We start from the raw sequence: 26,793 nt of genomic DNA, 5'->3' as shown, positions 1-26,793 counted from the left end.
GCGTGCTGGCGCGCGGGAGCCGCATCACTCGCGGGGCGGACTACAAGTCCGTCGTGCGAGGAGGTTCCCGATGCGCCGGCTCGAGTACGGTGACCTACGTGGTCGCGACAGCCGAAGACCGCTCTCCGCGGTTCGGATTCATCGTCAGTAAGCAAGTGGGGAACGCTGTGACCCGCAACACCGTCCGCCGCCGGCTCAAAGCCGTGTGTGCCGAGGCGTTGCCTGGAGTCCGCGCGGGCGCAGACATCGTGATCCGCGCCCTTCCCACCGCGGCGACGGCTGACTACGCGCAACTGCGCGATGAAGTCACGCGGTGCCTGAGCCGGAAAGCCGCGGCGTGAGCGCCTCGACCCTTCCGATGTCGGCGACCGGCGACGGCGGAATCGCAGCATCCACCGTGGTGCACGGTCTGCCGTTGTTGCCGCGCAATATCGTGCTCGCTGCCCTCCACGGATATCGCGCCACGGTTTCACACATCTATGGCGATGTCTGCAAGTACTACCCGTCCTGCTCCGCCTACGCGGTCGGCGCGGTCCAGCAGCACGGAGCGATCAAGGGTGCCGCGCTGACGGCTGCCCGTCTCGCTCGGTGCCACCCCTGGGCCCAAGGCGGGATCGACGACGTGAAGCCGCACGCGCATTTCCGTCATGACCTGACTCCGCACGGATTCGTCGTGCCCCCCAGAAAGGACTGATCCGTGTTGGATCTTCTCTTCGCCGCTGCCGCGGCGACCCCGACTCCGGTGGTGCCGACCCCGACGACACCTCCGCCGTCGGGAAGCCTCGACTTCTTCAGCACGATCATGTGGCCGTTCAAGTGGATCGTTGAGGCGATCCTGGTGTTCTGGCACTGGATCTTCACGTCGATCGGCATGGAGCCGGATGCCGGCCTCACCTGGGTGTTGTCGATCGTCGGTCTTGTGATCGTCGTGCGCTCGGCACTCATCCCGCTCTTCGTGCGGCAGATCAAGAGCCAGCGCAAGATGATGGAAATTGCCCCTGAACTGCGAAAAGTTCAGGAGAAGTACCGCGGCAAGAAGGATCAGCTCTCGCGTGAGGCGATGAGTCGCGAGACGATGGCGCTCTATAAGAAGCACGGCACGACTCCGGTGTCGAGTTGTCTTCCGCTGCTGGTGCAGATGCCGATTCTGCTCGGTATGTTCTACACACTCAGCGACGTCAAAAAGCACGCCGAATGGGGTGTGGGTGGTGTCGGTCTTCTCAACGTCGACCTGACAAAGCAGTTCTACGATGCGCAGCTGTTCGGTGTTGCTCCGCTCCACGTCAACATGATCGAGGCGTGGGGCGCCGGTGAGACCGTAACGGTCGTCATCCTCGTCATCCTCGTCATCCTGATGATCGCATCGCAGTTCATCACTCAGCTTCAGATCATCTCGAAGAACCTGTCGCCCGAGGCCAAGACCGGCCAGGCGTACCAGATGCAGAAGATCATGCTCTATGTTCTTCCGCTCGCCTTCATCTTCTCTGGTGTCTTCTTCCCGTTGGGTGTCGTCCTCTACTGGTTCACGTCCAACATCTGGACGATGGTGCAGCAGTTCATCGTCATCCGGAACCTCCCGACACCGGGATCGGAAGCAGCCAAGGCCCGCGAGGAGCGCCTCGCTCGCAAGGGCAAGGCACTCGACGCGCACGGCAAGATCATCCCGCTGGAGAAGTACCAGGCGGAGCAGCAGCGCTTGTTCGACGAGGCGCAGAAAGCGAAGGCTGAAGCGCCGAAGCGTCAGCAGCCGGTGAGCAAGCAGCGTGCCAAGAAGCAGGCGCAGAAGAACACCAACCCGCCCAAGGATTCCTGAGAGAGCCGCGAGGATCATCATGACGACAACTCCCGAACAGGACACTCTCCGCCCGACGGCTACCGTCGAGCAACTGGAGCAAGAAGGCGACGTGGCTGCCGACTATCTCGAAGGCCTGCTCGACATCGCCGACATCGACGGTGATCTTGCGCTCGACGTCCGTGGTGGGCGAGCCTACGTGTCGGTCGAGAATGAAGACGACGCGGCGCTTGCGTTGATCTCTCAGCCTGACACCGTGCAAGCGCTGCAGGAGCTCACTCGAATCGCCGTGCAGACGAAGACGGGCCATTTCTCACGCTTGATTCTCGACGTCGGTGGATCTCGGGACGCCCGCCAGCAGCAGCTCCAGAAACTGGTCGACCGAGCGATTGCACGGCTCGATGAGGGTGTGTCCCAGGCATCCCTGCCCGCAATGTCGAGTTATGAACGCAAACTCGTGCACGACATCGTTTCCGAGCGTGGGCTGATTTCTGAGTCCTATGGCGAGGGTGCTGACCGGCACACCGTCATCCGGCGCGGCTGACGTTTCACGTGAAACTTCAGTGATGCTCGAGCAGGAACCCGACGTCGCCGCCGACATCTTCGGCGATCGCCTGGCTCAGGCGCGACAGTTCACGACCGCATTGGCGGAGCATGGCGAGGAGCGGGGTCTGATCGGTCCCCTTGAGCTCCCGCGCTTGTGGAGCCGGCACATTCTGAACTCGGCTGTGGCCGGACCACTCTTTCCCGCTGGTGGACGCGTGGGCGACATCGGCTCGGGGGCCGGGCTGCCGGGACTCGTCCTGGCCATTTCGCGACCGGACGTGCGATGGGTTCTCATCGAACCGATGGAGCGTCGAGTCGCATGGCTGAATGAGCAGGTCACGGATCTCGGACTCGAGAACGTCGAGGTGGTGCGTGCGCGAGGTGAGGATTGGAAGCAGGGTCCGGTACTGGATGCTGTGACCGCGCGCGCGGTCAGCGCCCTGCGAACACTGATTCCTCTCACCGCTCCCCTTGTGCGTGACGGCGGTGAACTCATTCTCCTCAAGGGCGCCAATGCGGAGAATGAGGTGACGGCAGCGGACAAACAGGTCCGCAAGTTCCGCCTCTCGAACGTCCGCGTGGAGCCCGTCGGTGAGGGTGTGATCTCCGAGCCGACTCGCGTGATCCGCGCGACCGTCCGCTGATCCGTTCGCCTGCGCACCCTTCGGTGGTCGAGTAGGCGCCGCAGGCGCCGTACCGAAACCACGCCGCGTTTCACGTGAAACATCGGTGGACTCTGGCTGATCTCGATACACCGGGCTGCGCACCGGCACTCGATCCCCCGAGACCGGTCTGATATCGGTGGTTGAGTAGGCGCCGCAGGCGCCGTACCGAAACGAGGCAGTGTTTCACGTGAAACACTGCCTCCTCCACATGGCAGCATTCTCGTTGAGTTTCCACATCACGCCATGTACGTGGGATGGATCGCCGCGGAATGCTGCACTCTATCCCCATGCCGTACATGTACATCCTCGAATGCGCGGATGGCAGCTTTTACGTAGGTAGCTGTAGGAACCTTGAAAAGCGGGTCTGGCTCCACGAGATCGGTGAGGGCGCGCAGTACACGAAGCGTCGACGTCCAGTGGTCCTTGCCTACAGTGAGACATACGATAACGTTCACGACGCGTTCGCGCGGGAGAAGCAAGTGCAGGGCTGGAGTCGTGCCAAGCGGAAAGCACTGATCGCGCGTGAGTACGATCAACTCTCCGAACTGAGTCGCAAGACTTTCAGTGATCGCTTCACGGACGCTTCTGATGACGAGTCTGATCATGGCTGATCTCGGTACACCGGCGCTGTGCGCCGGCACTCGATCACCGCTCCCGGCGTCGGTGGCGCCGTATCGAAACCACGGTGCATGTTTCACGTGAAACATCGCGCGTCCCGGGCTGATCTCGGTACACCGGCGCTGCGCGCCGGCACTCGATCACGGGTCCCGGCGCCGGAGGCGCCGTACCGAAACCACTTGCATGTTTCACGTGAAACATCGCGCGTCCGGGGTGATCTCGGTACACCGGCGCTGCGCGCCGGCACTCGATCAACGGGAACAGACGCCGGAGGCGCCATACCGAAACCACGGTGCATGTTTCACGTGAAACATCGGGTGATACATGGCTGATCTCGGTACACCGGCGCTGTGCGCCGGCACGCGATCACCGGTCCCGGCGTCGGTGGTTGAGTAGGCGCCGGAGGAGCCGTATCGAAACCACTTGCATGTTTCACGTGAAACATCGCGCGTCCCGGGGTGATCTCGGTACACCGGCGCTGCGCGCCGGCACTCGATCAGCGGTCCCGACGTCGGTGGTTGAGTAGGCGCTGTAGGTGGCGTACCGAAACCACTTGCATGTTTCACGTGAAACATCGGGTGTCCGGGGTGATCTCGATGCACCGGCGCTGCGCGCCGGCACTCGATCACCGCTCCCGGCGTCGGTGGTTGAGTAGGCGCCGTAGGCGCCGTACCGAAACCACTTGCATGTTTCACGTGAAACATCGGGTGATAAATGGGTGATCTCGGTACTCCTGCGCTGTGCGCCGGTACTCGATCACCGGGAACAGGCGCCGGAGGCGCCGTATCGAAACCACGGTGCGTGTTTCACGTGAAACATCGGGTGAGCGGTGAGTGATCGCGGTACACCGACGATGCGCGCCGGCACTCGATCACCGGGGATTGGGCAAGATTCGGTGGTTGAGTAGGCGCCGGAGGCGCCGTATCGAAACCACGGTGCGTGTTTCACGTGAAACATCGGGTGAGCGGTGAGTGATCGCGGTACACCGACGATGCGCGCCGGCACTCGATCAGCGGGGACTGTGGTGGGGTGTTTCACGTGAAACGGGGTAGATCGAGCAGCGGTGTCGGCGTACTCGACTACAGTGGGATAACCCCCCGGCGTGACAGGAGTTGATGGTGCAGCAATCGGAGAACGCGAAGTCTCCCGCACCCCTCCTCGCAGATAGTCCGATTGCCCGCGAACTGGCCGATTTGACCACGCGACGGAAGGCATTGGCGGCAGTCGAGATCACCTTCGCGGGCGACACCCGCGTGGTGACGGTCTCGAACCAGAAGGGCGGAGTCGGTAAGACGACGACGACGGTCAATCTCGCATCCGCCCTGGCATCCGTCGGCGCAAGAGTGCTGGTGATCGACCTCGATCCGCAGGGAAATGCATCGACCGCCCTCGGCGTGCCGCACACCGCAGACATCCCGAGCATCTACGACGTGCTCATCGATGAGTTCCCCCTCGCGGATATTGTCCAGGTCAGCCCTGAATCTCCTCGTCTGCTCTGCGCTCCCAGCACGATTCATCTTGCGGGCGCGGAGATCGAGTTGGTGTCGCAGGTTGCGCGCGAACACCGCCTTCGCACAGCGCTCGACGACTACATCACCGGCCTTGATGAGCGCCTCGATTTCGTGCTCATCGACTGCCCACCATCGCTCGGCCTCCTCACCATCAATGCCTTCACGGCGGCGAAAGAACTCTTGATTCCCATCCAATGCGAGTACTACGCGTTGGAAGGCCTCAGTCAACTCCTCGGGAGCGTGCGGATGATCCAGAAGCACCTGAATCCGCATTTGCATCTCTCGACGATCCTCCTGACGATGTACGACGGTCGCACACGCCTTGCGCAGCAGGTCGCCGACGAAGTGCGTACTCACTTCCCGCAGGAAGTGCTCGGCACTGTGATTCCACGATCCGTGCGTGTGTCCGAGGCGCCGAGCTTCGGTCAGACAGTGATTGCCTACGATGGGCAGTCCGCTGGCGCCGTCGCGTACCGCGAGGCAGCCGTCGAAATCGCGCGGCGAGGACTCCAACACACCGACAATGAGGGAACCGACTGATGGCAAAGCGAACTGGACTGGGCCGCGGTATCGGTGCACTCATCCCGACCACCGAATCGTCGGAGGCGCGTCCCGTCGACGTCTTCTTCCCCGGTGCGTCGCTCACTGACGGTGCTCCAGGCACCACCACATCGCCCCGCACGGAAGAGACAGCGGAGTTGGTCGCTGTTCCCGGCACCCGACTGATCGAGATCGACCCGCATGACATCGTTCCGAACCCGCGCCAACCGCGCTCGAACTTCGATCCGGACGATCTCGCGGAGCTCGTGCACAGCGTGCGGGAGTTCGGCGTTCTCCAGCCCGTCGTCGTCCGCACGAACGAGGACGGCAAGTACGAGCTCATCATGGGTGAGCGCCGCACTCGGGCATCACGCGAAGCCGGGCTCACGTCGATTCCGGCGATCGTCCGGGAGACCACCGACGACAATCTCCTCCGGGACGCCCTGCTCGAGAACCTGCATCGCTCGCAGCTCAACCCGCTGGAAGAGGCATCGGCCTACCAGCAGCTGCTCGAGGACTTCGCGATCACCCAGGAAGAGCTAGCGCAGCGCATCGGCCGGTCGCGCCCGCAGATCAGCAACACGATCCGCCTGTTGAAGCTCCCCATGCCGGTGCAGCAGCGCGTCGCGGCGGGTGTTCTGAGCGCCGGTCACGCCCGCGCGATCCTGTCGCTCGACGACGTCGCGGCAATGCAGCGACTCTCCGACAAGATCGTGAACGAAGATCTGTCGGTGCGCGCCGCCGAGGCAGCCGCAAAGATGACGGATGCCGGCTTCCCGCGGCCCGCGGCGCCCAAGGCAGGCGCCCGGCGCGCTCATCTCGATGAGGTCGCCGAGCGGTTGGGCGACCGATTGAACACCAAGGTGAAGATCACGCTCACGGCTAGAAAAGGCCAGATCAACATAGATTTCGCCACTATCCAGGATCTCAACCGCATCCTCGATGAGATGGGCGAAACCGGGTACGGGACGCTCTGACGCCACGGTCTCTCCGGCGTCGTAGGCTGGATGAGTGACGGATGATCTCAACCTCCCGCGTCGCGCCAGCCTGGAGCTCTTGCGCGCCGAAGCGTCGGATGAACTCTCCGTCTTGATCGAGGAACGCATCCGGTCGGGTGAGGATCCGTGGGAGTTCATGGAGGACCTCCCGTCGGTCGACGAGCTGGTCGTCCTCACCCTCCGCGCGGAGAACATCGCGTCCGACGGGGGCTCACGGCCGTCGGTTGCCCGCAACTACCGCGTGCTTCGTCAGATCGCGCTGCAGCATCCGGAACTCACGCGGGCGGTCTGGCGCCTTCTCGGAAGTGAGCCGCATCGCACGTGGGATGCACGGGTACGCCCCTAGGGCACGAAAAACCCCCTGACCAGGAAAATCCCGGTCAGGGGGTGTGAAACCTGTGGTCAGGCGAGGTATGCGGCGAGGTCCTGCTCGAGAGCAAACTTCGGCTTTGCGCCGACGATCGTCTTCTCGACCTGTCCCTTGTTGAAGACCTTCATCGCCGGGATCGACGTGATCTGGTACTCCATGGCGAGGTTCGGGTTCTCGTCGACGTTCAGCTTGAGGATGGTGATCTTGTCACCGTTCTCCGACTGGATCTCGTCGAGGATCGGGCCGACCATGCGACACGGTCCGCACCATTCAGCCCAGAAGTCGACCAGGACGGGGCCGTCGGCCTCGATGACGTCCTGCTTCCAGGTGCTTTCGCTCGTGGCCTTCGAAGTCATGTGTTCTTCTCCTTCATAGAAGTGTCGAAATGGACAAACGTCGGGATGCCGGGGATTGTTCCCCCGCGTTCAGACGGTGGGCAGTGCGTCGATTTCCGAGGCGTCCTCGGCGGGCTCGCCCGCTTCGCCCAGGGCAGCGAGGTAGTGCTCGACGTCGAGCGCGGCGACGGTTCCGCTGCCCGCCGCGGTGACAGCTTGACGGTACGTCGGGTCGATGACGTCACCCGCGGCGAAGACGCCCGGGACCGACGTGCGCGACGAGCGCCCGTCGACCCAGACCGTGCCGTGTTCGGTCAGGTCGAGGATGTTGTGGACCAGGTGGGTGCGCGGGTCGTTGCCGATCGCGACGAACACGCCCTCGAGGGCCAGTTCGCGACGCGAACCGTCGACCGTGTCCTCCAGCACGACGCCGGTGACGGCCTCGTCGCCCACGATGTCGACGACCGCGCTGTTCCAGACGAACTCGATCTTCTCGTTGCGCTGAGCGCGCTCCTGCATGATCTTCGAGGCGCGCAGCTCGCCGCGACGGTGGATGACGTAGACCTTCGAGGCGAACTTGGTGAGGAATGTCGCCTCTTCCATCGCCGAATCGCCGCCGCCGACGACCGCGATCACACGCTCGCGGAAGAAGAATCCGTCGCACGTCGCGCAGTACGACACCCCGCGACCGGAGAGGCGTGCTTCGCCTTCGATGCCGATCTTCCGGGGTGCGGATCCCGTGGCATAGATGAGGGCATCCGATTCGACGACCTTGCCGGAACCCAGAGTGAGGGTTTTCACGGGGCCCGTGATGTCGAGCGAGACGACGTCGTCGTAGACGACCTCGGCGCCGAAGCGCTCCGCCTGCTCCTGCATCTTCGCCATGAGGTCGGGACCCATGATCGCCTCGGGGAAACCGGGGAAGTTCTCGACCTCGGTCGTGTTCATGAGTTCGCCGCCGGCTTCGACCGAGCTGGCGATGACGAGGGGGGACAGGTTCGCGCGTGCCGCGTAGATCGCCGCGGTATAGCCCGCGGGTCCGGATCCGATGATGATGACCTGTCGCACGCGTTTCCTCCTTCATGGACGAGGCCGAGGAGCCTCACCGCAGTCAACCCATGGTAGTCGCGACGCATTCCCGCGCCGGGTCACCGTGGCCGTATTCTCAGCGACCGATCAGGCGCCGTGCGGTGCGGACCGCGATGGTCAATTCGGGGGCGCGGAGCACCGCCAGCATCGCGACGTAGACCACCAGCGACACCGCGCCGATGAGGGCCGCACCGACCGCGCCGAGGAGCCGATCCGACGCCGTCCATCCGTCGGCACCGCCGAGCAGGAGGAACGTCAGCCATCCGGCCGCGAAAGCCGGCACGGCGGCGACGGCGAAGCGGCCGAGTGCGCGCCATGTTGCCCCGAGGCGCAGAGCGCCCGTGTGCCGGCGGAGCAGGCGCACGGCGACCGGCAACTGCACGAATGTCGAGAGGGACTGCGTGAGGGCGACGGCGGCGGCGAGGAAAGCGAGGGGAAGCCACCCGACGCTCACGGCGAGCGCCGCCAGGAGGGCACCGCCGGCGGCGAGCACGCACTGGACGATCGTGAAGGAGAACGGGGTCCGCGTGTCCTGGAAGGCGAAGAAGGCACGCCGGACGATCACCAGGACGCCGAACGGCACGAGCGCCACGAGGTAGGCACCCAGCACCCAGGCCATTGCGACGGCGCCGTCAGGGCTGTTCGTGAAGATGCGGGAGAGGGGAACGGATGCCGCGCCCAGCGCCGCCATGAATCCGAAGGCGAAGACGCTGAGCGCCCGGATCGACTCGTCGAGATTGGGGCCGACCCGGTCGACCTCGCCCGCCACGACCAACTCCGACAGACGCGTGAAATAGGTCGTGGAGATCGACATCGCGACGATCGAGTGCGGAAGCATGAAGATCAGCCAGGCGTAGACGATGACCGTGATGCCGGCGGAGCCCGACGCATCCGACACCACACGTGACTGCACGAGGCCGGCGATCTGCCCGACCACGACCGTGAGGAACGTCCACCAGGCGAGCGTGCCGATGTGGCGCAGACCCATGCCACGCCAGTGGAAATCAGGGCGGATGTGAAGCCCCGTACGACGCCAGAAGAACACGAGGACGATCGCTTGAAGCGCAATGCCCAGCGTCGCCGTGGCGCCCAGCGTGGTCACCATGGCGCCGTTCCAGTCGGCGACCTCGGTGAACGGTCCACCGAATACGGCGAGGAAGACACCGAATCCGGCGATCGACACGAGGTTGTTGACGGTAGGTGCCCAGCTGTACGGGCCGAAGACTTTGCGCGCGTTGAGGACTTCACCCAGGAGGGCGTAGAGACCGTAGAAGAGCAGCTGTGGGAGACACCAGTAGGCCAGCGACAGGGCGAGCGCCGACTGCTCCGGTGTGTAGCCCGGCACGTAGAGCCAGATGAGCAGGGGCGCGAGCGCCATGATGAGCGCGGTGGCGGCCACGAGCAGCACGGTGCCGAGGGTCAGGAGTTTCGAGACGAATCGTGAACCCCCATCGCTGTGCGCGGCCGCCTTCACGATCTGCGGAACGATGATGCCCGTGATGACGCCGGCCGCGACGAGCTCGTAGATGCTCGTCGGCAGCATGTTCGCTGTCGTGAACGCATCCGCCGCACGCGATCCGTACGACCCGATCACCGCGACCAGCACGACTGAGCGGAGGAGCCCGGTGAGCCGTGAGACGAGGGTTCCGGCGCCGATGATGGCGCTGGCGCGCCCGAGACTAGCCATCGACATCCTCCTTCGGGGCACGCCGACGCCGCACGATCGTGCGGATGACGCCGAGCACGATCATCGCGGACACGAGCGCCACGAGCGCGACGATGCCGACCGATTCCCACTCGGCGCGCACCGACACGTCGACCGAGACCGGGTCGCCGACGGCGATCATCGTGGGGCTACGCAACTGCACCGTGAGGTTCGATTCACCGCTGCCGACGCGAGCCTGAATCGGGACGTCCGCGCGTGAGTTCTGGCTGGCGCCGATCTGGATCGGAGTCGTGTTCTGCACGATCACGCGGGGGTCGTTCGGCGTGGTGATCAGCACGAGCGACACGGGCCAGGGGAGATCATTGCGAATCGTGAAACCGAGCGACGCGCTCGAGGCCGCGAGAGTGAGTCCGGACGGTTGCAGGACCGATACGGCGTCGAGTGTGGCGCGGGTCGCTGCGCGATGATCCGAGACCGCGCCCGCGAAGCCGGCGGTATCGGGCAGCCAGGCGTTGCCGATCAGCTGAAGGATCGCCGTGCGCTCGGGTCCGAGGAGGACGTTCGGATCGGTGAGGATCGAGGAGAAACTGACGAGCTCGGTCTCGTCGGTGAGGAACTCGGTGAGTGCCGCGACGTGGGCCGGGTTCGGGTCGACCTCGCCGAGGGTGACGGCGGTGGCGTTCGCATCGAGGAACGAGTCGATTCCGGCGGGAAGGCGTCCGGTGAGCGAGAACGCCGCGCTGACCGCGGCATCGAGCGCGGCGGCAGTCCGGTTCGCCCCCCGATCGATTGTGACGAGCAGCCCTGCCCCCGGTGACTCCGCATTCGCCAGCGAGGTGAAGGCGGATGCCGCCGCTCGCCCGCGGCCCCGATCGACGCTGTCGGTGGCCACCGAGATCGCGTGCAACGAACGTGAGATGTCTGCGTCGTAGACGAGGAGGTCTGCGTCTCCCGCGCGGGCGCGCCCGGTTGCCGACCCGCTGGTGATCGATGACGGGACCAGCGTGGTGGCCGGGGTCTCGGGGGTGGCAAGCCCGGCGAGGGCCGTGGCGACCGCGCCGCCGGCTGTGCCGGTCGCGGGCCAGAAGAACCCCTGGGTCGCGGGCCCGATGTCGAGAAGATCCGCCAGGGTCGGAGTGGTTCCCTCCGGCGTGCTGGTCGGCGTGCTGGTCGGTGTGGGAGCGGGGGATGCCGCATCCGCCCCGCCGCCGCCCGCGGTCTGGGGGGTACCGAGCGACGTGACGGTCAACGGGGTGCGCAGGCCCGCGCCGATCTGCGTGGCGAGGTCCGCATCACCGAATTGCAGAGCGAATCGCTCGTTCGGCAGCGCCAGCAGGTCGCTGAGCCACGCGCGGGCCGTGGCGGGTGCCGACGAGCCGAGGACGCGGATGGAGGCGACGATCGCGGGATCGACGGCGAGGATCGCCGCGGTGCCGGACACGGCATCCACCTGCGCACGCAGATCACCGTCCACGCCGGTCTGGATGGCGAGCTCGTCGCTCGTGAGCAGACCGACCGAGCGGGCAGGTGTCGTGATCGGAACGATGACGCCGACGGGGGCGGAAGCAGCGGCATCCGGAACCACCAGGACGCTGGCGGTCGTGAGGTCTCCGCGGGCCGATCCGTAGGTCGCCGTCAGGGGATAGACGCCCGGCGCCAACTGTCGGAGCCCGGCGGTGTCGGGATCGATCGTCGCCGTCTCCGTGCGCTCGTCGTACGCATCGAGAGCGCCGATCGTGGCGGTGCCGATCTCACGCGCGGCGGGGTCCGGGTCGGCGTCATCGAGCCAGCCGCGCAGCGCGTCGCGGGTGGGGAGCGGCGTGTCGGTCACCGAAATGCTCACCGGGCCCGATGCCATCGGCACCGCTGTGGCGTTGGTCGCGTGCAGTGCCACGGTGAGCGGCTGACCTTCGGTGAGGACGCCATCGTCTGTCGGCGCGGCAAGGAAGCGCACACCCGTGGAGGCGAGCGGCGTCTCGAGGGCCACCGCGGGGGCGGCGGGGGCCACGCCGAGGACAAGCGCCATCAGCACCGCCAGGCGCACCAGAATGCGGCGCGCGGGCGTGGATGCGGACGAGGTCACGGTCATGGATTGGACTCCTGTGCGATCCCCGACCGCACGATCAGGTGCGATTCTAGAGTGAGGCCCTGTGCGCGAACCGTGACGGAGCCGGGCCGACGACGATTGGACGCTTGCGTGGATGTCACTGCCGACCCTGGGCTGTGCGCGGCACTGCGCGCGGACCTCCGCGACGCCGACTACACGGCGACTTCCGTGCGGGCGGCGTGGGGGCCGATCGCCGACGATGCGATCGGCCGCGGACTGCACGGACCGGCCTTGCGGGCACTGGGCGAGCGCACCGACGCGCTCGCCGTTCTCGCGCGGGTGCTCTTTCTCGGGGGCGCCGCCGCCGTCTCCGATGTGGATGCCGCCCTTCCGCGCCTCGGTGCGAGAGGACTGCACACCCTGGGTCTTGCCTCGATCGATGGGGAGCGCGTGGTTGCGGCGGCACTCGTGCGGCCGCACGAGTTCGTCGATGCCGCGGGATCAGGCCTCTGGTGGATCGCCAGTGATCTCGATGAAGGCGCGCTCGGCGGAGCCCTCCCCGCCGGTCACGTCCTCGGTGTCGGCGGTGCATCGATGACTCTGGCCGGGCTGCAACTCCCGTCCGTGGTCGGCCGGGTCCTCGACGTCGGGACGGGCTGCGGCATCCAGGCGTTGCGTGCCTTGCGTCACGCGGACCGGGTCGTGGCAACCGATGTGTCGGCACGGGCCCTGCAATTCACGCGGCTGAACGCTCTGTTGGCGGGGGCCGGTGATCGCATCGACGTGCGGCTCGGGAGCTTGTTCGCACCCGTCGCCGGCGAGCAGTTCGCACGTGTCGTGTCGAACCCGCCGTTCGTGATCACACCCCGGGTGGCCGGGGTGCCCGAGTACGAGTATCGCGACGGCGGAATGGCGGGCGATGATCTCGTCGCCGCGTTCGTGACCCAGGTCGGTGAGGTCCTCGCCCCCGGTGGCATGGCGCAGTTGCTCGGCAATTGGGAGTATCGGGGCGCCGAGGACGGTCTCGATCGGGTCCGCCAGTGGGTGGCGGATTCTCCCGTTGCGCTGGATGCCTGGGTCATCGAGCGCGAGATGCTCGATCCGCTCGCCTACGCGGAGTTATGGGTGCGTGACGGCGGGACGGTGCCCGGATCACCCGAGTACGCCGGCCTCATCGACGCGTGGCTCACCGACTTCGCCGCGCGTGGGGTGACCGGGATCGGGTTCGGCTACCTCGTGCTCCACCGGCCGGCATCCGGCACCCCGACCCTGGCCCGCTACGAGCGTGTGTCGCAGCCGGTCTCGGCGAGCCTGGGCGAGCATCTGCTGGCCGCCCTGACGGCGTGGGGACGGCTGAGCCGGATGGACGATGCGGCGCTCGCAGCATCCACCCTGGTCGTCGCGGGCGACGTCACCGAGGCTCGTCACCATCTGCCCGGTGTGGAGGCACCCAGCGTCATCGAGCTCCGCCAGGGCGGCGGATTCGCGCGGACGATCGAGGTCGACCCGGCGCTGGCCGCGCTCGTCGGCGCGAGCGACGGCGATCTGCCCGTGGGGGTGCTGATCGGCGCGATCGCCGACCTGTTGGAGGTCGACGCCGCCGCGCTCGCGGCCGATCTTGTGCCCCGCGTGCGGGAGTTGGTGTTCACCGGTTTCCTCGCGTTTGCCTCGGATGTCGCCGATGAGGGGTTCGAAGTGGCGTATTCCGAGCCCCGGTAGGCTCGATACATGCTCAATATGGCCGAGGGACTCGCGCGGCTGGGGGCACTCGCCTCGTCGCCGTTGATGGCCACTCTGGGTTCTGCGTTCGTGGATGCCGGCTTCGAGATCGCGATCGTCGGCGGTCCCGTCCGCGACGCGCTCCTCGGGCGGACGACCAACGATCTTGATCTCACGACGGATGCTCGGCCCGACGACATCCTTCGGATCGTCAAGCCCCTCGCGACGGCGACGTGGGATATCGGTCGCGCGTTCGGGACGATCGGGGCCAAGATCCACGGCGAGCAGGTCGAGATCACGACGTACCGCGCCGACAGCTACGACGGTGCGACGCGCAAGCCCACGGTGGAGTTCGGTGACACGCTCGAGGCCGATCTCGCGCGTCGTGATTTCACGGTCAACGCGATGGCACTGCGTCTGCCGACGCCCGCCCTCGTCGACCCCACCGGCGGCGTGGAAGACCTCGTCGACCGGCGCTTGCGCACTCCCGCCGACCCTGCGATCAGCTTCGGCGACGACCCGCTCCGGATGCTGCGCGCGGCTCGTTTCGCCGCGCAGCTCGGGTTCGACGTCGCACCGGAGACGTTCGCCGCGATGGCCGATCTGCGCGAGAGTCTGCGGATCGTCAGCCCCGAGCGGGTGCAGGGCGAGCTCGTCAAGCTGGTGCAGACCGATACGCCGGACCGCGGCATCCGGCTGCTGGTCGAGAGCGGACTGATGGCCGAGTTCCTTCCCGAGGTGCCGGCGCTGCGGCTCGAGATCGACGAGCACCACCACCACAAGGATGTCTACGAGCACTCGCTCACGGTGCTGCGTCAGGCGATCGAGCTCGAGCAGGCGCGTCATCCCGGGCAGGCGCCCGACGTGCCGTTGCGGCTGGCGGCGTTGCTGCACGACATCGGCAAGCCTGCGACCCGCAAGCTCGAGCCCGGTGGTGGGGTGAGCTTCCACCACCACGATCTCAAGGGGGCGCGGCTGGCGCGCAAGCGGTTGACCGCGCTCCGCTTCGACGGCGAGACGACGGCGTCGGTCACGCAGTTGATCGAGCAGCATCTGCGGTTCTTCGGGTACGCGGAGGGGACGTGGACCGATTCGGCGGTGCGCCGCTACGTGCGCGACGCGGGCGACGAGCTCGAGCGCCTCCACATCCTCACGCGCGCCGATGTCACCACCCGCAATGCCAAGAAGGCCGGGCGCCTGGCGCGCGCCTACGACGACATCGAACGGCGCATCGCCGAGCTCGCCGAGCAGGAAGAGCTCGACGCGATCCGGCCTGAGCTCGACGGCAACCGCATCCAGCAGGTGCTGGGGATCGCGCCGGGGCGTGAGGTGGGCGAGGCCTACCGGTTCTTGCTCGAGCTGCGGCTCGACGAGGGCATGGTCGGCGCGGAGGTGGCCGAGGAGCGCTTGCGCGCCTGGTGGGCCGCGCGCGGCTGAGCCGCTCACCCGCGAGGTGGGGGCAGTGACAGGCCGGATCGGCCGAATCCGCCCTGCTTTCGGCACGCCGATCGACCTAGACTGTGCGCACTCCCCTCGCCGTCGAACGGAGTCGCCGTGCCCTCGTCGTGGTCGTCACGCCGGGAGGTCTCACCCGAGACGTCCCGGTTGCTCATCGAGCGTGCGCACGAAGAGTTCGTCGGCGGCAATCCGGGTGATCCCCGGGTCGATCAGGTCCGCCCGCTCGTGCAGGACTCGTGGCGCCGCTCGCGTGCGGGTCGTGTAGGTGCCGAGGACCTCCCGCCCCTCGAACTCACCGACGAGGAGCTCGAGGCGTATCGCAGCACCCATCCGCTCGCCGGAGCGATGGACATGATCCGCGCGCTGCTGTTGCCGGGAGACAACGCGAGCGATGCCGGGGTGGTCGTCGCGGTCGGGGACGCGGCCGGACGGCTGCTGTGGATCGAGGGTGACCGGTCGGTGCGGGCGCTGACCGGCGCGATGGGGTTCGTCGCCGGCACGAACTGGTCCGAGAAGTTCGTCGGCACCTCCGCTCCCGGCACCGCGCTGGCGCTCGATCGCTCCGTGCAGATCCACGGGGCCGAGCACTACAACCGGCTCGTGCAGCCGTGGTCGTGCACGGCCGCCCCCGTCCACGACCCGGAAACCCGTCGGATCCTCGGGGTCATCGATGTCACCGGCGGAGCGGATGCCGTCACACCCCAGGCGCAGTTGCTCGTCGACGCGACGGCCCGAGCGATCGAGGGTGAGTTGCTCGTGGCGCGCTTGCGCGCACGTGCGGCCGTCACGGCGCCGATCCCCAGCCGACGGTCGGTGGTGCGGGCGCCCGAGACCGCGACGCTGCGAGTCCTCGGCCGTGATCGCGCGCTGCTGGAGATCGCGGGTGACGCGGCCGAGACCCTCACCGAAGTATCGGCGCGGCACGCTGAGATCCTCCTCATGCTCGCGGTGCACCGGCAAGGGCTGTCGGCGGAGCGTCTCGGCGAGCTCGTCTACGGCGACGCGGCCGAGGGCACACTCCGGCCCGAGATGGTGCGCCTGCGCAAGGTGCTCGAGCGGACGGCTCCGCACTTGGTCCCGACATCCCGGCCGTACCGGCTGGCGGCGGACCTCGAGATCGATGCGCACCAGGTGCTGTCGCTGCTCGGTCGCGGAGCGCATCGCGTCGCCCTCGCGGCCTACCGGGGGCCGGTCTTGCCGGATTCGGTGGCCCCGGGCGTGGAGGAATTCCGCGAGACGGTGCGGGTCGCGTTGCGCGATGCCCTCCTCGCCGAAGCCTCGATCGATGTCCTCCTGGCGTACGCCGAGACCTCGGACGGCTCGGCGGATGAGGAGATCCTGCGCCTCGCGCTCAGCATGCTGCCGGCGCGATCGCCCAAGCGGGCCGGGCTCGTCGCCCGGATCGAGCGCCTCTGAGCGCCCCTCGCCGTGCACCGGATTCGGACGGATGCCGCAGATTCGGCCGCGCGAGGGTTGCAGCATCCGATTCGGGTGACATTGTCCGAATCTGATGACGGGGCGGCGGGGGCGCGCGCGGCGCGGTCTGGCAGGATGATCGTGAGGGAGGGAAGACATGACCGACGACACCCCCACACCCGCGCTCACGGAGCTCGCCGAGGCGCACGGTATCGCGACCTCGTACTGGTCGTTCTTCGGTGACCGGGTGACGGTTCCCGCCACGACCCTCCGGGCCGTGCTGCGGTCGATGGGTGTCGCGGTGGGGTCGGATGCTGAGATCACCGCGGCGCTCGACGACATCCAGGAAGAGCCCTGGCGCCGCTTGTTGCCGGCGTCGCTCGTGTCGCGCCCCGGTGCGCGCGTGCTGCTCGTCCACGTCGCCGATGGTCACGATGTCACCCTGTCGATCGCGCTCGAAGACGGGACGTGGCGTGACCTTCCGGTGCCGCCGCAGGAGGCGACCTCCCGCACGGTCGACGGCGCCCCGGTGTGGCGCCTGCAGATCCCCGTACCGGTCGATCTTCCGCTCGGATGGCACACGGTCCATGCCTGGCAGCGGCCGTTCGGCGGCGACGTGAATCGGACGGCATCCGCCCCGCTCGTGATCACCCCGGAGCGGTTGCCGGCTCCGCCCACGCGGCCCGGCCGCCGGCGGGGCTGGGGCCTGATGGCGCAGCTGTACTCGGTGCGCTCGCGCGCGTCGTGGGGCATGGGTGACTTCGCCGATCTTGCCGATCTCGCGTCGATCGCGGGTGCCGAGGGCGCCGACTTCCTGCTGGTGAACCCCATCCACGCGGCCGAGGTCACGAGCCCGATCGAACCGTCGCCGTATCTTCCCGCGACGCGGAGATTCCTCGCGCCGCTGTACGTGCGGCCGGAGGACATCCGCGAGGTCGCGTATCTCACTCCGACCGAGCGTGCCGTCGTCGAGGCAGCCCGCACCCCCGTCGCCGCGACCGATGACGATCCGACGCGCATCGATCGCGATGCCGTGTGGGCGGCGAAGCGTCTCGCGCTCGACGCGATCTTCCTCGCGCCGTTGTCGACCGGCCGTCGGGCCGAGCTCGATGCCTTCATCGCCCGCGAGGGTCAGCCGCTGCAGGACTTCGCCCTGTGGTGCGCACTCGAAGAGCACTACGACGGCGCCCCGCGCCCCGACGATGCGCGCGACATCTCCTCGCCCCTGGTTGCGGAGTTGCGGGCGCAGCTGACGACCCGGGTCGACTTCCACATCTGGCTGCAGTGGGTCGCCGACCAGCAGGTCGAGCGTGCGCAGGCGGCGGCGAAGGCATCCGGCATGACGATCGGGGTCATGCACGACCTCGCCGTCGGGGTGCACACGCAGGGGTCCGATGCCTGGTCGCTCCGCGGAATGTATGCCCCGGGCATGACGGTGGGGGCCCCCGCGGACATGTACAACCAGCAGGGCCAGAACTGGAACCAGCCGCCGTGGCTCGCGCCCGCGCTCGCCGAGGCCGGGTACGCGCCGCTCCGTGACATGATCCGGACGCTCCTCCGCCACGCCGGCGCGTTGCGGATCGACCATGTGATCGGCCTCTTCCGCCTGTGGTGGATTCCGGCAGGACTCTCGCCGGCGGCCGGCACCTACGTCCGCTATGACCACGAGGCGATGATCGGCGTGCTGGCGCTCGAGGCCCACCGCGCGGGCGCCGTGCTGATCGGCGAAGACCTCGGCAACGTGGAGCCGTGGGTGCGCGACTACCTGTCCGCGCGCGGAATCCTCGGGACCTCGGTGCTGTGGTTCGAGCGCGAGGGTGAGGGGTTTCGTCCGCCCGAGCAGTACCGCGAGTCGCTGCTCGCGACCGTCAACACGCACGATCTTCCCCCGACCGCCGGGTATCTCGCCGACGAGCACGTCGCGTTGCGGGCCCGGCTGGGGCTCCTTACCCGCCCGGTGGAGGTGGAGCTCGCCGAGGCCGACGCCGAGCGCGGTGCGATGCTCGCCCTGCTGCGTGAGCGCGGGCTGCTGGGTGCGGAGGCGAGCGAGCAGCAGGTGATCGAGGCGCTGAACGTGTTGATCACGGCATCCCCCTCGCAGCTTCTCGGGGTGGCGTTGGTGGATGCCGTCGGCGAACGCCGCACGCAGAACCAGCCCGGCACGGACAAGGAGTATCCGAACTGGCAGGTGCCGCTCGCCGATGGCGCCGGCCGCGCCGTGCTCCTCGACGACCTGGCGACCCATCCCCGCTTCGTCTCCCTGCTGTCGGCCGTCGACGCCGCGCTCTGACCCCCGCCCCGCGGAAGGCGGACGGTCGTGGCGCGGGGAGCCACGGCGGGGGCGCAACCGCATGCAACGTGGGGCGACGTAGTGTCGGCGGCATCTGAAGCGCGGCGAGGATGCCGCGGACCATGAACGTCGAAGGAGACATCATGACCATCGTTGAAGAGGGCGTCTCGAGCGTCTACGCAAACCCGGGACAGCGTGGAGCTGTCGCCGACTATCGCCCCCGGTATGGGCACTACATCGGGGGTGAGTTCGTCGAGCCGATCAAGGGTCAGTACTTCGAGAACATCTCGCCGGTCAACGGCAAGCCGTTCACCGAGGTGGGTCGCGGCACGGTCGAAGACATCGATCGTGCGGTCGACGTCGCCTGGAAGGCGTTCGAGTCGTGGAAGAAGACGACGGCGGCGGATCGGGCGAACATCCTGAACAAGATCGCCGATCGCATCGAGCAGAACCTCGAGGCGATCGCCGTGGCCGAGACGTGGGACAACGGCAAGCCGGTGCGCGAGACGCTCGCCGCCGACATCCCGCTGGTCGTCGATCACTTCCGCTACTTCGCCGGAGTCCTGCGCGCACAGGAGGGGTCGCTCAGCCAGATCGACGAAGACACCGTCGCGTACCACTTCCACGAGCCGCTGGGTGTGGTCGGTCAGATCATCCCGTGGAACTTCCCGATCCTCATGGCCACGTGGAAGCTCGCTCCGGCCCTCGCTGCGGGAAACTGCGTCGTGCTGAAGCCGGCCGAGCAGACCCCGGCATCCATCCTGTTCCTCTTCGACATCATCGGTGACCTGCTGCCGGCCGGCGTCGTGAACATCGTCAACGGATTCGGCATCGAAGCGGGCGCACCGCTCGCTCAGCACAAGCGGATCCGCAAGGTCGCGTTCACGGGTGAGACGACAACCGGGCGCCTGATCATGCAGTACGCGTCGCAGAACCTCATCCCGGTGACGCTCGAGCTCGGTGGCAAGAGCGCGAACATCTTCTTCGAGGATGTCGCCCGCGCGAAGGACGACTACTACGACAAGGCGCTCGAGGGCTTCCCGTTCTTCGCCCTCAACGGCGGCGAGGTGTGCACGTGCCCGAGCCGCGCGCTCATCCAGCGCTCGATCTACGACCAGTTCCTCGGCGACGGCATCGAGCGGGTCGGCAAGATCGTGCAGGGCAACCCGCTGGATCCGGCCACGATGATCGGGGCACAGGCATCCAACGATCAGCTCGAGAAGATCCTCAGCTACATCGAGATCGGCAAGGCCGAAGGCGCCAAGGTGCTCACCGGTGGCGAGCGCGTCGACCTCGGCGGCGACCTGAGCGGCGGCTTCTACGTGCAGCCGACGGTCTTCGAAGGCCAGAACAGCATGCGGATCTTCCAGGAGGAGATCTTCGGACCGGTCGTCTCGGTCACGAGCTTCGATGACTTCGGCGGCGCGATCGACATCGCCAACGACACCCTCTACGGGCTCGGCGCGGGCGTGTGGAGCCGCTCGGGTGACACCGCGTACCGTGCTGGCCGGGCGATCGAGGCTGGCCGCGTCTGGACGAACACGTATCACCAGTACCCTGCTCACGCGGCGTTCGGCGGGTACAAGCAGTCCGGCATCGGGCGGGAGAACCACCTGAAGATGCTCGACCACTATCAGCAGACCAAAAACCTTCTGGTGTCGTATGCCGAAGGCGCGATGGGTTTCTTCTGAGCATGAACGACACACTCAGCAGGGTCGCCGTGACGGAAGCCGCGGCGGCCCTGCTGCGCCAGTTGACGGCGCAACACGGCACGCTCATGTTCCATCAGTCGGGCGGATGCTGTGACGGCTCGGCGCCGATGTGCTTCCCCGTCGGCATGTTCCTCACCGGACCGAGCGATGTGAAGCTCGGCGATCTCGACGTCGGGCTCGACGATCTCATCGAGGTATTCATCTCGGAAGCGCAGTTCGAGTACTGGAAGTACACGCACCTGACGATCGACGTCGTGCCGGGCCGCGGCGCCGGATTCAGCGTCGAGGGCCCGACCGGAAACCGGTTCATCATCCGCTCCCGGATGCTGGATGAGGCCGAGTTGGGGCACTTCGGACTGTCGTAATGGTCGGTGACGGGCGCTGATACCGACCGTCGTCTCTGATGGCACTCGGTTTCGTTCTCGTTACAAAAGTTGCGTGAGTGCCAGAAGTACACCGCACCGGGTGAATGATGGCCATCGGGTCTCGCGCACTGACGGGACTGACATCACACAGCAGAGGTATCACCCATGGCACTGCACACCAGCAACCGAGGCCGCACCGGTCTCGCGATCGGGGCGCTCGGCGTCTCGGCGCTGCTCCTCGCCGGCTGCGCCGGCGGCGCGTCGACCGACGGCACGGATGGCGGCGGCGCCTCCGGCGAGCCGATCATCGTCGGTACGACCGACAAGGTCACCACCCTCGACCCGGCCGGCTCGTACGACAACGGCTCGCTCGCCGTCCAGACGCAGGTCTTCCCGTACCTGGTCAACACGGACTACAACAGCACCGAGGTCGTCCCCGACCTCGCGGAGTCTGCCGAGTTCACCGCGCCGAACGAGTACACCGTCACCCTCCCGGCGGACCTGAAGTGGGCCAACGGCAACGACCTGACGTCGTCTGACGTGAAGTTCTCGTTCGACCGCAACCTCGCCATCGCCGACCCCAACGGCGCGTCTAGCCTGCTCTACAATCTCGACAGCGTCGAGGCTCCCGATGACACCACGGTCGTCTTCACGCTGAAGACCGACAACGACCAGGTCTTCCCGTTCATCCTCACCTCCTTCCCCGGCGCGATCGTCGACGAAGAGGTCTTCTCGGCCGACGCGATCACGCCCGACCAGGAGATTGTGGATGCCAACGCCTTCGGCGGGCCGTACGCGATCACCTCGTGGGACTTCAACAAGGCCGTCGAGTTCACCCCGAACGAGAGCTACGAGGGCCTGCTGTCGGCCGCGGAGAACTCCGGTGTGATCCTCAGCTACTTCGCTGAGTCGTCGAACCTGAAGCTCGCCGTCCAGGAAGGTGACGTCGACGTGGCGTACCGGAGCCTCTCGGCCACGGACGTCGAAGACCTCTCCGGCAACGACGCTGTCAAGGTCGTCGACGGCCCCGGTGGAGAGATCCGCTACATCGTGTTCAACTTCGACACGCAGCCGTACGGCGCCACGACCGCCGAGGCTGACGCGGCCAAGGCGCTCGCCGTTCGTCAGGCCGCTGCCGACCTCGTCGACCGCGAGACGATCGCGGAGCAGGTCTACAAGGGCACCTACACCCCGCTGTACTCCTACGTTCCCGAGGGCTTCGCCGGCGCCACCGAGGCGCTCAAGGGTCTCTACGGTGACGGCGAGGGTGGACCGGATGCCGCGAAGGCGAAGGCGACCCTGGAGGCTGCCGGTGTCACGACTCCGGTCGAGCTGAACCTGCAGTACAGCCCGGACCACTACGGCCCGTCGTCGGGTGACGAGTACGCGTTGATCAAGCAGCAGCTCGAAGCCGATGGCCTGTTCACGGTCAACCTGCAGTCGACCGAGTGGGTCCAGTACTCCAAGGACCGCACGACCGACGTCTACCCCGCGTACCAGCTCGGCTGGTTCCCGGACTACTCCGACGCCGACAACTACCTGGCGCCGTTCTTCCTCCAGGACAACTTCCTCGGCAACCACTACGACAACGCCGAGGTCAACGACCTGATCCTGCAGCAGGCCGTCGAGGCAGATCCCGCCACACGTACCGCCGACATCGAGAAGATCCAGGAGCTCGTTGCGGGCGACCTGTCGACCCTGCCGCTGCTGCAGGGTGCGCAGGTTGCCGTGACCGGTGCTGATGTGAACGGGGTCACCCTCGACGCATCGTTCAAGCTCCGCTTCGCGCCGATCACGAAGTAATCCCGATACGGGCGTTCCGTCTCGTTTGCGTCTCGTGCGCAGCGGGGCGGAACGCCCGTTGTCCGTAAGGTAGTCACTCATGAGCACCGACGCCGCCCTGGTCGCCGAGCCACCGCCCGCCCTCCATTCCCGAACGAAGAAGTCGGGATCGACGCTCGGCCGCTACATCCTCGTGCGGTTCCTGCTGATCATCCCGACCGTCTTGATCTTGGTGACGTTGGTCTTCTTCCTCCTCCGCCTCACGGGTGACCCGATCACCGCAGCCCTCGGGGGGCGCCTGCCGGCCGATCAGCTGGCCGAGCGCATCAGTGAGGCCGGCTACGACCGGAACATCTTCATCCAGTACGTCGAGTACTTGGGTCAGGTTTTCACCCTCAACTTCGGCACGACGATCACCGACAACCAGCCCGTGATCCAGGTGATCGCGACCTACGGAGCCGCGACGCTCGAGCTCGTGCTCTACTCGCTGGTCGTCGCCTTCCTCGTCGGCATCCCGCTCGGACTCGTCGCCGCCGCGCTGCGCGATCGCTGGCCCGACGCCCTCCTCCGCGTCAGCGCGATCCTCTTCTACGCGACCCCGGTGTTTTTCGCCGGCCTCGTCGCCAAGCTCGTCTTCGGCGTGTGGCTCGGCTGGCTGCCCGTCTCCGGCCGCGCGAGCGTGCGCACGGAAATCGCGCTGAACCGCGAAGGTGGCACCGGCATCTACCTGATCGATGCGATCGCCTCCGGCAACCCGGCCTACGTCCAAGACGTGCTCGCTCACGCCGTCCTTCCGGCGCTCACCCTTGGCCTCTTGACCGCCGGGATCTTCCTGCGGCTCGTGCGCACGAACGTCATCGGCACGTACAACATGCCGTACATCGACGCCGCACGATCGCGCGGGGTGCGCGAGGGGCGCCTCGTCCGGACGCACGCCTACCGGCCCGCGCTCATCCCCATCATCACCGTCATCGGTCTGCAGATCGCCCTCATGCTCGGCGGCGCGGTGCTGACCGAGACGACGTTCGAGTGGCAGGGCCTCGGCTTCCAGCTGGCGGAGTATCTCTCGTCGCGTGACTTCGTCGCGGTGCAGGGGATCGTCGCGATGATCGCGATCATCGTCGCGCTCACCAACTTCGCCGTGGACATCATCGCGGCCTTCATCGACCCCCGTGTGAGGTTCTGAGATGACCAAGCCTCGCTTCATCGACCGCGTCCCGGTCGTCCACCAGCTGCGGCAGAGCGTGGGCCTCCAGCGCGGGATGCTGGTGGCCGGTCTCGTCCTGACCCTGCTGTTCCTGGTGTCCGCCATCTTCGCGCCGGTGCTCGCGCCCTACGGGTTCGCGCAGTTGAGCGGTCCCGACGGCAACTTCGGCGCGCAGCAGCCGCCGAGCCCCGAGCACCTGCTCGGCACGACCGTCGGCGGCTACGACGTGCTCTCCCGCGTTATCTGGGGTGCGCAGACCGCGCTGTACGTCGTGATCGTCGCGATCGCACTCTCTGTGTTCCTCGGCATCCTCCTGGGTCTCGTCTCCGGGTACCTCGGCGGCTGGGTCGACCGTGTGCTCGTCGTGATCGCCGATGCGATCTACGCGTTCCCCACCCTGCTGCTCGCGATCGTCGTGGCCATCGCGATCAGCGGCGGCCAGTCGGGCCTCTGGCCCGGCGTGCTCGCGGCGGCCGCATCCATCACCGTGGTCTTCATCCCGCAGTACTTCCGGGTCGTCCGCGCGGAGGTCGTGCGGGTGAAGTCCGAAGCGTTCATCGAATCGGCGAAGGTGATCGGAGCCTCGACGCCCCGCATCATGTTCCGCCACGTGCTGCGGAACTCGACGCGCACTCTGCCGCTGATCGTCACGCTCAATGCGTCCGAGGCGATCTCGACGATGGCAGCCCTCGGCTTCCTCGGCTTCGGCATCCAGCCGACCGCTGCCGCCGAGTGGGGCTACGACCTCAACAAGTCGATCAGCGATGTGGCGGCCGGTATCTGGTGGACAGCCATCCCGCCGGGCATCGCGATCGTTTTGACCGTCCTCGGCGTCACCCTCATCGGGGAGAGCCTCAACGACCTCGCCGACCCGCGCCTGCGCGCACGACGCCGCGCGACGAAGCAGACCCCGGCCGACGCGGTTGCCGCGACGCAGCCCGCGAGCCGCGAATTCATGGGAGAGGTCGAGTGATGACCCCGGCATCCGAGACGGGCCTTGCCGTCGACATCCGAGCGCTCGACGTCACCTTCGCGACCGACGGCGGCGACGTCCATGCCGTCCGCCGCGTGTCGCTCGACGTCCGGCGCGGCGAAGTGCTCGCGATCGTCGGTGAGTCCGGCAGTGGCAAGACGGTCACCGCCCGCACGATCTTGGGCCTCCTGCCCGAGACCGCGGTCACGCAGGGTGCGGTCGTGCTCGACGGCACCGACGTCGTCGGGCTGGATGCCGACGGCCTTCGCGCCGTCCGCGGCACGAAGGCGGCGATGATCTTCCAGGAGCCTTCGACCGCGCTGAACCCCGTGTTCACGGTCGGGTGGCAGCTCGCGGAGGGTCTTCGGGCTCACGGAAAGTACGCGAAGAAGCAGGCCCGCGCCAAAGCGATCGAGATGCTCGCGCGCGTCGGCATCCCCGAGCCGGAACGTCGGGTCGACGACTATCCGCACCAGTTCTCCGGCGGCCAGAAGCAGCGCATCGTCATCGCGATGGCACTCGCCCTCGACCCGACCGTCATCATCGCCGACGAGCCGACGACCGCGCTCGACGTGACGGTGCAGGCCGAGATCCTCGATCTGCTGCGCCGGCTCCGTGACGAAGACGGCACGGCGATCGTGCTCATCACGCACAACATGGGCGTCGTCGCCGATCTCGCCGACCGCGTCGCGGTCATGCTGAACGGTGAGGTCGTCGAGACCGCGCCCGTCGCGGACCTGTTCGCCGCACCGGTGCACGACTATACGAGGCGCCTGCTGGCCGCTGTTCCCCGCCTGCAGATCGTCGATCGCCGGCTGCCGGACGGCGCGGCATCCGCCGCCCCGGTCGTCGTCGCCGACGACCTCGTCATCGAGTACGCCGGACGGTTGGGGCGCCCGACGTTCCGCGCCGTCGATCGGGTCAGCTTCTCGATCCGGCCCGGTGAAGTGCTCGGGCTGGTCGGTGAGAGCGGATCGGGGAAGACGACGATCGGTCGTGCGATCGCCGGACTCACGCCGGTCAGCGGTGGCTCGCTTCAGGTGCTGGGCGTTGAGATGCTCGGGGTGAAGGAGCGGGTCTTCCGTGCGCACCGCAAGGACCTGGGCTTCGTCTTCCAGGACCCCGCGACGAGCTTCAATCCCCTGCTGACCATCGCGGCGAACGTCGCCGAACCCTTGATCGTCCACGGGGGCGCGAAGAACGCATCCGATGCCCGCGACAAGGTCGATGAGCTCCTCGAGGCCGTGCAGCTGCCGAAGGCGTTCGGCGACCGATTCCCGCACGAACTCTCCGGGGGACAGCGTCAGCGCGCATCGCTCGCGCGGGGACTCGCGCTCGACCCGAAGCTGCTGATCGCCGACGAGCCGACGAGCGCGCTCGACGTGTCGGTGCAGGCGCGGGTGCTCGAGTTGTTCGCCGAGCTCCAGGAACGCTTCGGGTTCGCCACCCTCTTCATCACGCACGATCTCGCCGTCGTCGACATGCTCGCCCATCGGGTGGTCGTGCTCCACAAGGGCGAGATCGCGGAAGAGGGCACGACTGCTGAGGTCCTCGGCGACCCGACCGACGCCTACACGCGCAAGCTGATCGCGTCGCTGCCGGTGCCGGATCCGGCCGAGCAGGCCGCGCGCCGCGCCATCTGGGAGGCGCACCGCTACGACGCGTGAGGGCCCACCGGAGCCCTATCATCTGAG

23 protein-coding genes are annotated in these 26,793 nt (G+C 67.2%); 19 read left to right on the top strand and 4 right to left on the bottom strand.

What is annotated here, in order from left to right:
* Window positions 1–2 precede the first annotated feature (2 nt).
* The 9 genes from rnpA to Q0653_RS06450 all read left to right on the top strand — a co-directional run bounded on the left by rnpA (window position 3) and on the right by Q0653_RS06450 (window position 7,016).
* Window positions 3–341: a ribonuclease P protein component gene (gene rnpA / locus Q0653_RS06490; RefSeq protein ID WP_298943582.1), complete on the top strand. Its 339-nt coding sequence runs from the start codon at window positions 3–5 to the stop codon at window positions 339–341.
* A 17-nt stretch (window positions 342–358) separates the two neighbouring features.
* Window positions 359–694, top strand: coding sequence for a membrane protein insertion efficiency factor YidD (gene yidD, locus Q0653_RS06485; protein ID WP_298943927.1), 336 nt, complete (start codon window positions 359–361; stop codon window positions 692–694).
* Between the two features lie 6 nt (window positions 695–700).
* Window positions 701–1,813 carry a membrane protein insertase YidC gene (yidC, locus tag Q0653_RS06480; protein WP_298943925.1) on the top strand — a complete coding sequence of 371 codons (1,113 nt, stop codon included), beginning with the start codon at window positions 701–703 and terminating at the stop codon, window positions 1,811–1,813.
* Between the two features lie 19 nt (window positions 1,814–1,832).
* Window positions 1,833–2,336 carry a R3H domain-containing nucleic acid-binding protein gene (locus tag Q0653_RS06475; protein ID WP_298742830.1) on the top strand — a complete coding sequence of 168 codons (504 nt, stop codon included), beginning with the start codon at window positions 1,833–1,835 and terminating at the stop codon, window positions 2,334–2,336.
* Window positions 2,337–2,358: 22 nt separating this feature from the next.
* On the top strand, window positions 2,359–2,982 hold the full coding sequence (gene rsmG, locus Q0653_RS06470; RefSeq protein ID WP_298943580.1) for a 16S rRNA (guanine(527)-N(7))-methyltransferase RsmG: 624 nt from the start codon (window positions 2,359–2,361) through the stop codon (window positions 2,980–2,982).
* Between the two features lie 308 nt (window positions 2,983–3,290).
* Window positions 3,291–3,614 (top strand): GIY-YIG nuclease family protein, encoded by a 324-nt coding sequence (locus tag Q0653_RS06465; protein WP_298943578.1) that lies wholly within the window; start codon window positions 3,291–3,293, stop codon window positions 3,612–3,614.
* Between the two features lie 1,125 nt (window positions 3,615–4,739).
* Window positions 4,740–5,672, top strand: coding sequence for a ParA family protein (locus tag Q0653_RS06460; protein ID WP_298943576.1), 933 nt, complete (start codon window positions 4,740–4,742; stop codon window positions 5,670–5,672).
* Window positions 5,672–6,649, top strand: a complete 978-nt coding sequence (locus tag Q0653_RS06455) for a ParB/RepB/Spo0J family partition protein (RefSeq protein ID WP_298943575.1) — start codon at window positions 5,672–5,674, stop codon at window positions 6,647–6,649. Before Q0653_RS06460 ends, Q0653_RS06455 begins: the two co-directional genes overlap by 1 nt.
* Window positions 6,650–6,683: 34 nt before the next feature.
* Window positions 6,684–7,016, top strand: coding sequence for a tryptophan synthase subunit alpha (locus Q0653_RS06450; protein WP_298742820.1), 333 nt, complete (start codon window positions 6,684–6,686; stop codon window positions 7,014–7,016).
* 56 nt (window positions 7,017–7,072) lie between these two features.
* Here Q0653_RS06450 and trxA read toward each other — a convergent pair whose 3' ends face one another.
* The 4 genes from trxA to Q0653_RS06430 all read right to left on the bottom strand — a co-directional run bounded on the left by trxA (window position 7,073) and on the right by Q0653_RS06430 (window position 12,219).
* Window positions 7,073–7,396 (bottom strand): thioredoxin, encoded by a 324-nt coding sequence (gene trxA, locus Q0653_RS06445; protein ID WP_298742818.1) that lies wholly within the window; start codon window positions 7,394–7,396, stop codon window positions 7,073–7,075.
* A gap of 69 nt (window positions 7,397–7,465) precedes the next feature.
* On the bottom strand, window positions 7,466–8,443 hold the full coding sequence (trxB, locus tag Q0653_RS06440; RefSeq protein WP_298943572.1) for a thioredoxin-disulfide reductase: 978 nt from the start codon (window positions 8,441–8,443) through the stop codon (window positions 7,466–7,468).
* Between the two features lie 97 nt (window positions 8,444–8,540).
* Complete coding sequence (locus tag Q0653_RS06435; RefSeq protein WP_298943570.1) at window positions 8,541–10,151, bottom strand: lipid II flippase MurJ; 1,611 nt, start codon at window positions 10,149–10,151, stop codon at window positions 8,541–8,543.
* On the bottom strand, window positions 10,144–12,219 hold the full coding sequence (locus Q0653_RS06430) for a DUF6049 family protein (protein WP_298943568.1): 2,076 nt from the start codon (window positions 12,217–12,219) through the stop codon (window positions 10,144–10,146). Before Q0653_RS06430 ends, Q0653_RS06435 begins: the two co-directional genes overlap by 8 nt.
* Before the next feature lie 108 nt (window positions 12,220–12,327).
* Here Q0653_RS06430 and Q0653_RS06425 point away from each other — a divergent pair, with 108 nt between their 5' ends.
* The 10 genes from Q0653_RS06425 to Q0653_RS06380 all read left to right on the top strand — a co-directional run bounded on the left by Q0653_RS06425 (window position 12,328) and on the right by Q0653_RS06380 (window position 26,766).
* Window positions 12,328–13,896, top strand: coding sequence for a methyltransferase (locus Q0653_RS06425; RefSeq protein ID WP_298943566.1), 1,569 nt, complete (start codon window positions 12,328–12,330; stop codon window positions 13,894–13,896).
* 9 nt (window positions 13,897–13,905) lie between these two features.
* Window positions 13,906–15,333, top strand: a complete 1,428-nt coding sequence (locus Q0653_RS06420) for a CCA tRNA nucleotidyltransferase (protein WP_298943564.1) — start codon at window positions 13,906–13,908, stop codon at window positions 15,331–15,333.
* A gap of 117 nt (window positions 15,334–15,450) precedes the next feature.
* Window positions 15,451–16,770 (top strand): GAF domain-containing protein, encoded by a 1,320-nt coding sequence (locus tag Q0653_RS06415; protein ID WP_298943562.1) that lies wholly within the window; start codon window positions 15,451–15,453, stop codon window positions 16,768–16,770.
* 157 nt (window positions 16,771–16,927) lie between these two features.
* Complete coding sequence (gene malQ, locus Q0653_RS06410; protein ID WP_298943560.1) at window positions 16,928–19,060, top strand: 4-alpha-glucanotransferase; 2,133 nt, start codon at window positions 16,928–16,930, stop codon at window positions 19,058–19,060.
* 143 nt (window positions 19,061–19,203) lie between these two features.
* Window positions 19,204–20,751, top strand: a complete 1,548-nt coding sequence (locus Q0653_RS06405; RefSeq protein ID WP_298943558.1) for an aldehyde dehydrogenase family protein — start codon at window positions 19,204–19,206, stop codon at window positions 20,749–20,751.
* A 2-nt stretch (window positions 20,752–20,753) separates the two neighbouring features.
* Window positions 20,754–21,137 (top strand): DUF779 domain-containing protein, encoded by a 384-nt coding sequence (locus tag Q0653_RS06400; protein ID WP_298742801.1) that lies wholly within the window; start codon window positions 20,754–20,756, stop codon window positions 21,135–21,137.
* A gap of 165 nt (window positions 21,138–21,302) precedes the next feature.
* Window positions 21,303–22,940, top strand: coding sequence for an ABC transporter substrate-binding protein (locus Q0653_RS06395; RefSeq protein WP_298943555.1), 1,638 nt, complete (start codon window positions 21,303–21,305; stop codon window positions 22,938–22,940).
* A 79-nt stretch (window positions 22,941–23,019) separates the two neighbouring features.
* Entirely contained in the window at window positions 23,020–24,105 is a 1,086-nt protein-coding gene (locus Q0653_RS06390) for an ABC transporter permease (protein WP_298742797.1), read from the top strand.
* Between the two features lies 1 nt (window position 24,106).
* Window positions 24,107–25,099 (top strand): ABC transporter permease, encoded by a 993-nt coding sequence (locus Q0653_RS06385; RefSeq protein WP_298742795.1) that lies wholly within the window; start codon window positions 24,107–24,109, stop codon window positions 25,097–25,099.
* The gene (locus tag Q0653_RS06380) at window positions 25,099–26,766 is read left to right on the top strand and encodes an ABC transporter ATP-binding protein (RefSeq protein ID WP_298943552.1); all 1,668 of its coding nucleotides are present in this window, start codon (window positions 25,099–25,101) and stop codon (window positions 26,764–26,766) included. The genes Q0653_RS06385 and Q0653_RS06380 overlap by 1 nt, the downstream gene beginning before the upstream one ends.
* Window positions 26,767–26,793 lie beyond the last annotated feature (27 nt).

The sequence above is a fragment of the uncultured Microbacterium sp. genome (genome assembly GCF_947488465.1).
GTDB lineage: Bacteria > Actinomycetota > Actinomycetes > Actinomycetales > Microbacteriaceae > Microbacterium.
Note: the sequence above shows the minus strand (reverse complement) of the source record. Positions and strands in the feature narration are given on the sequence as shown.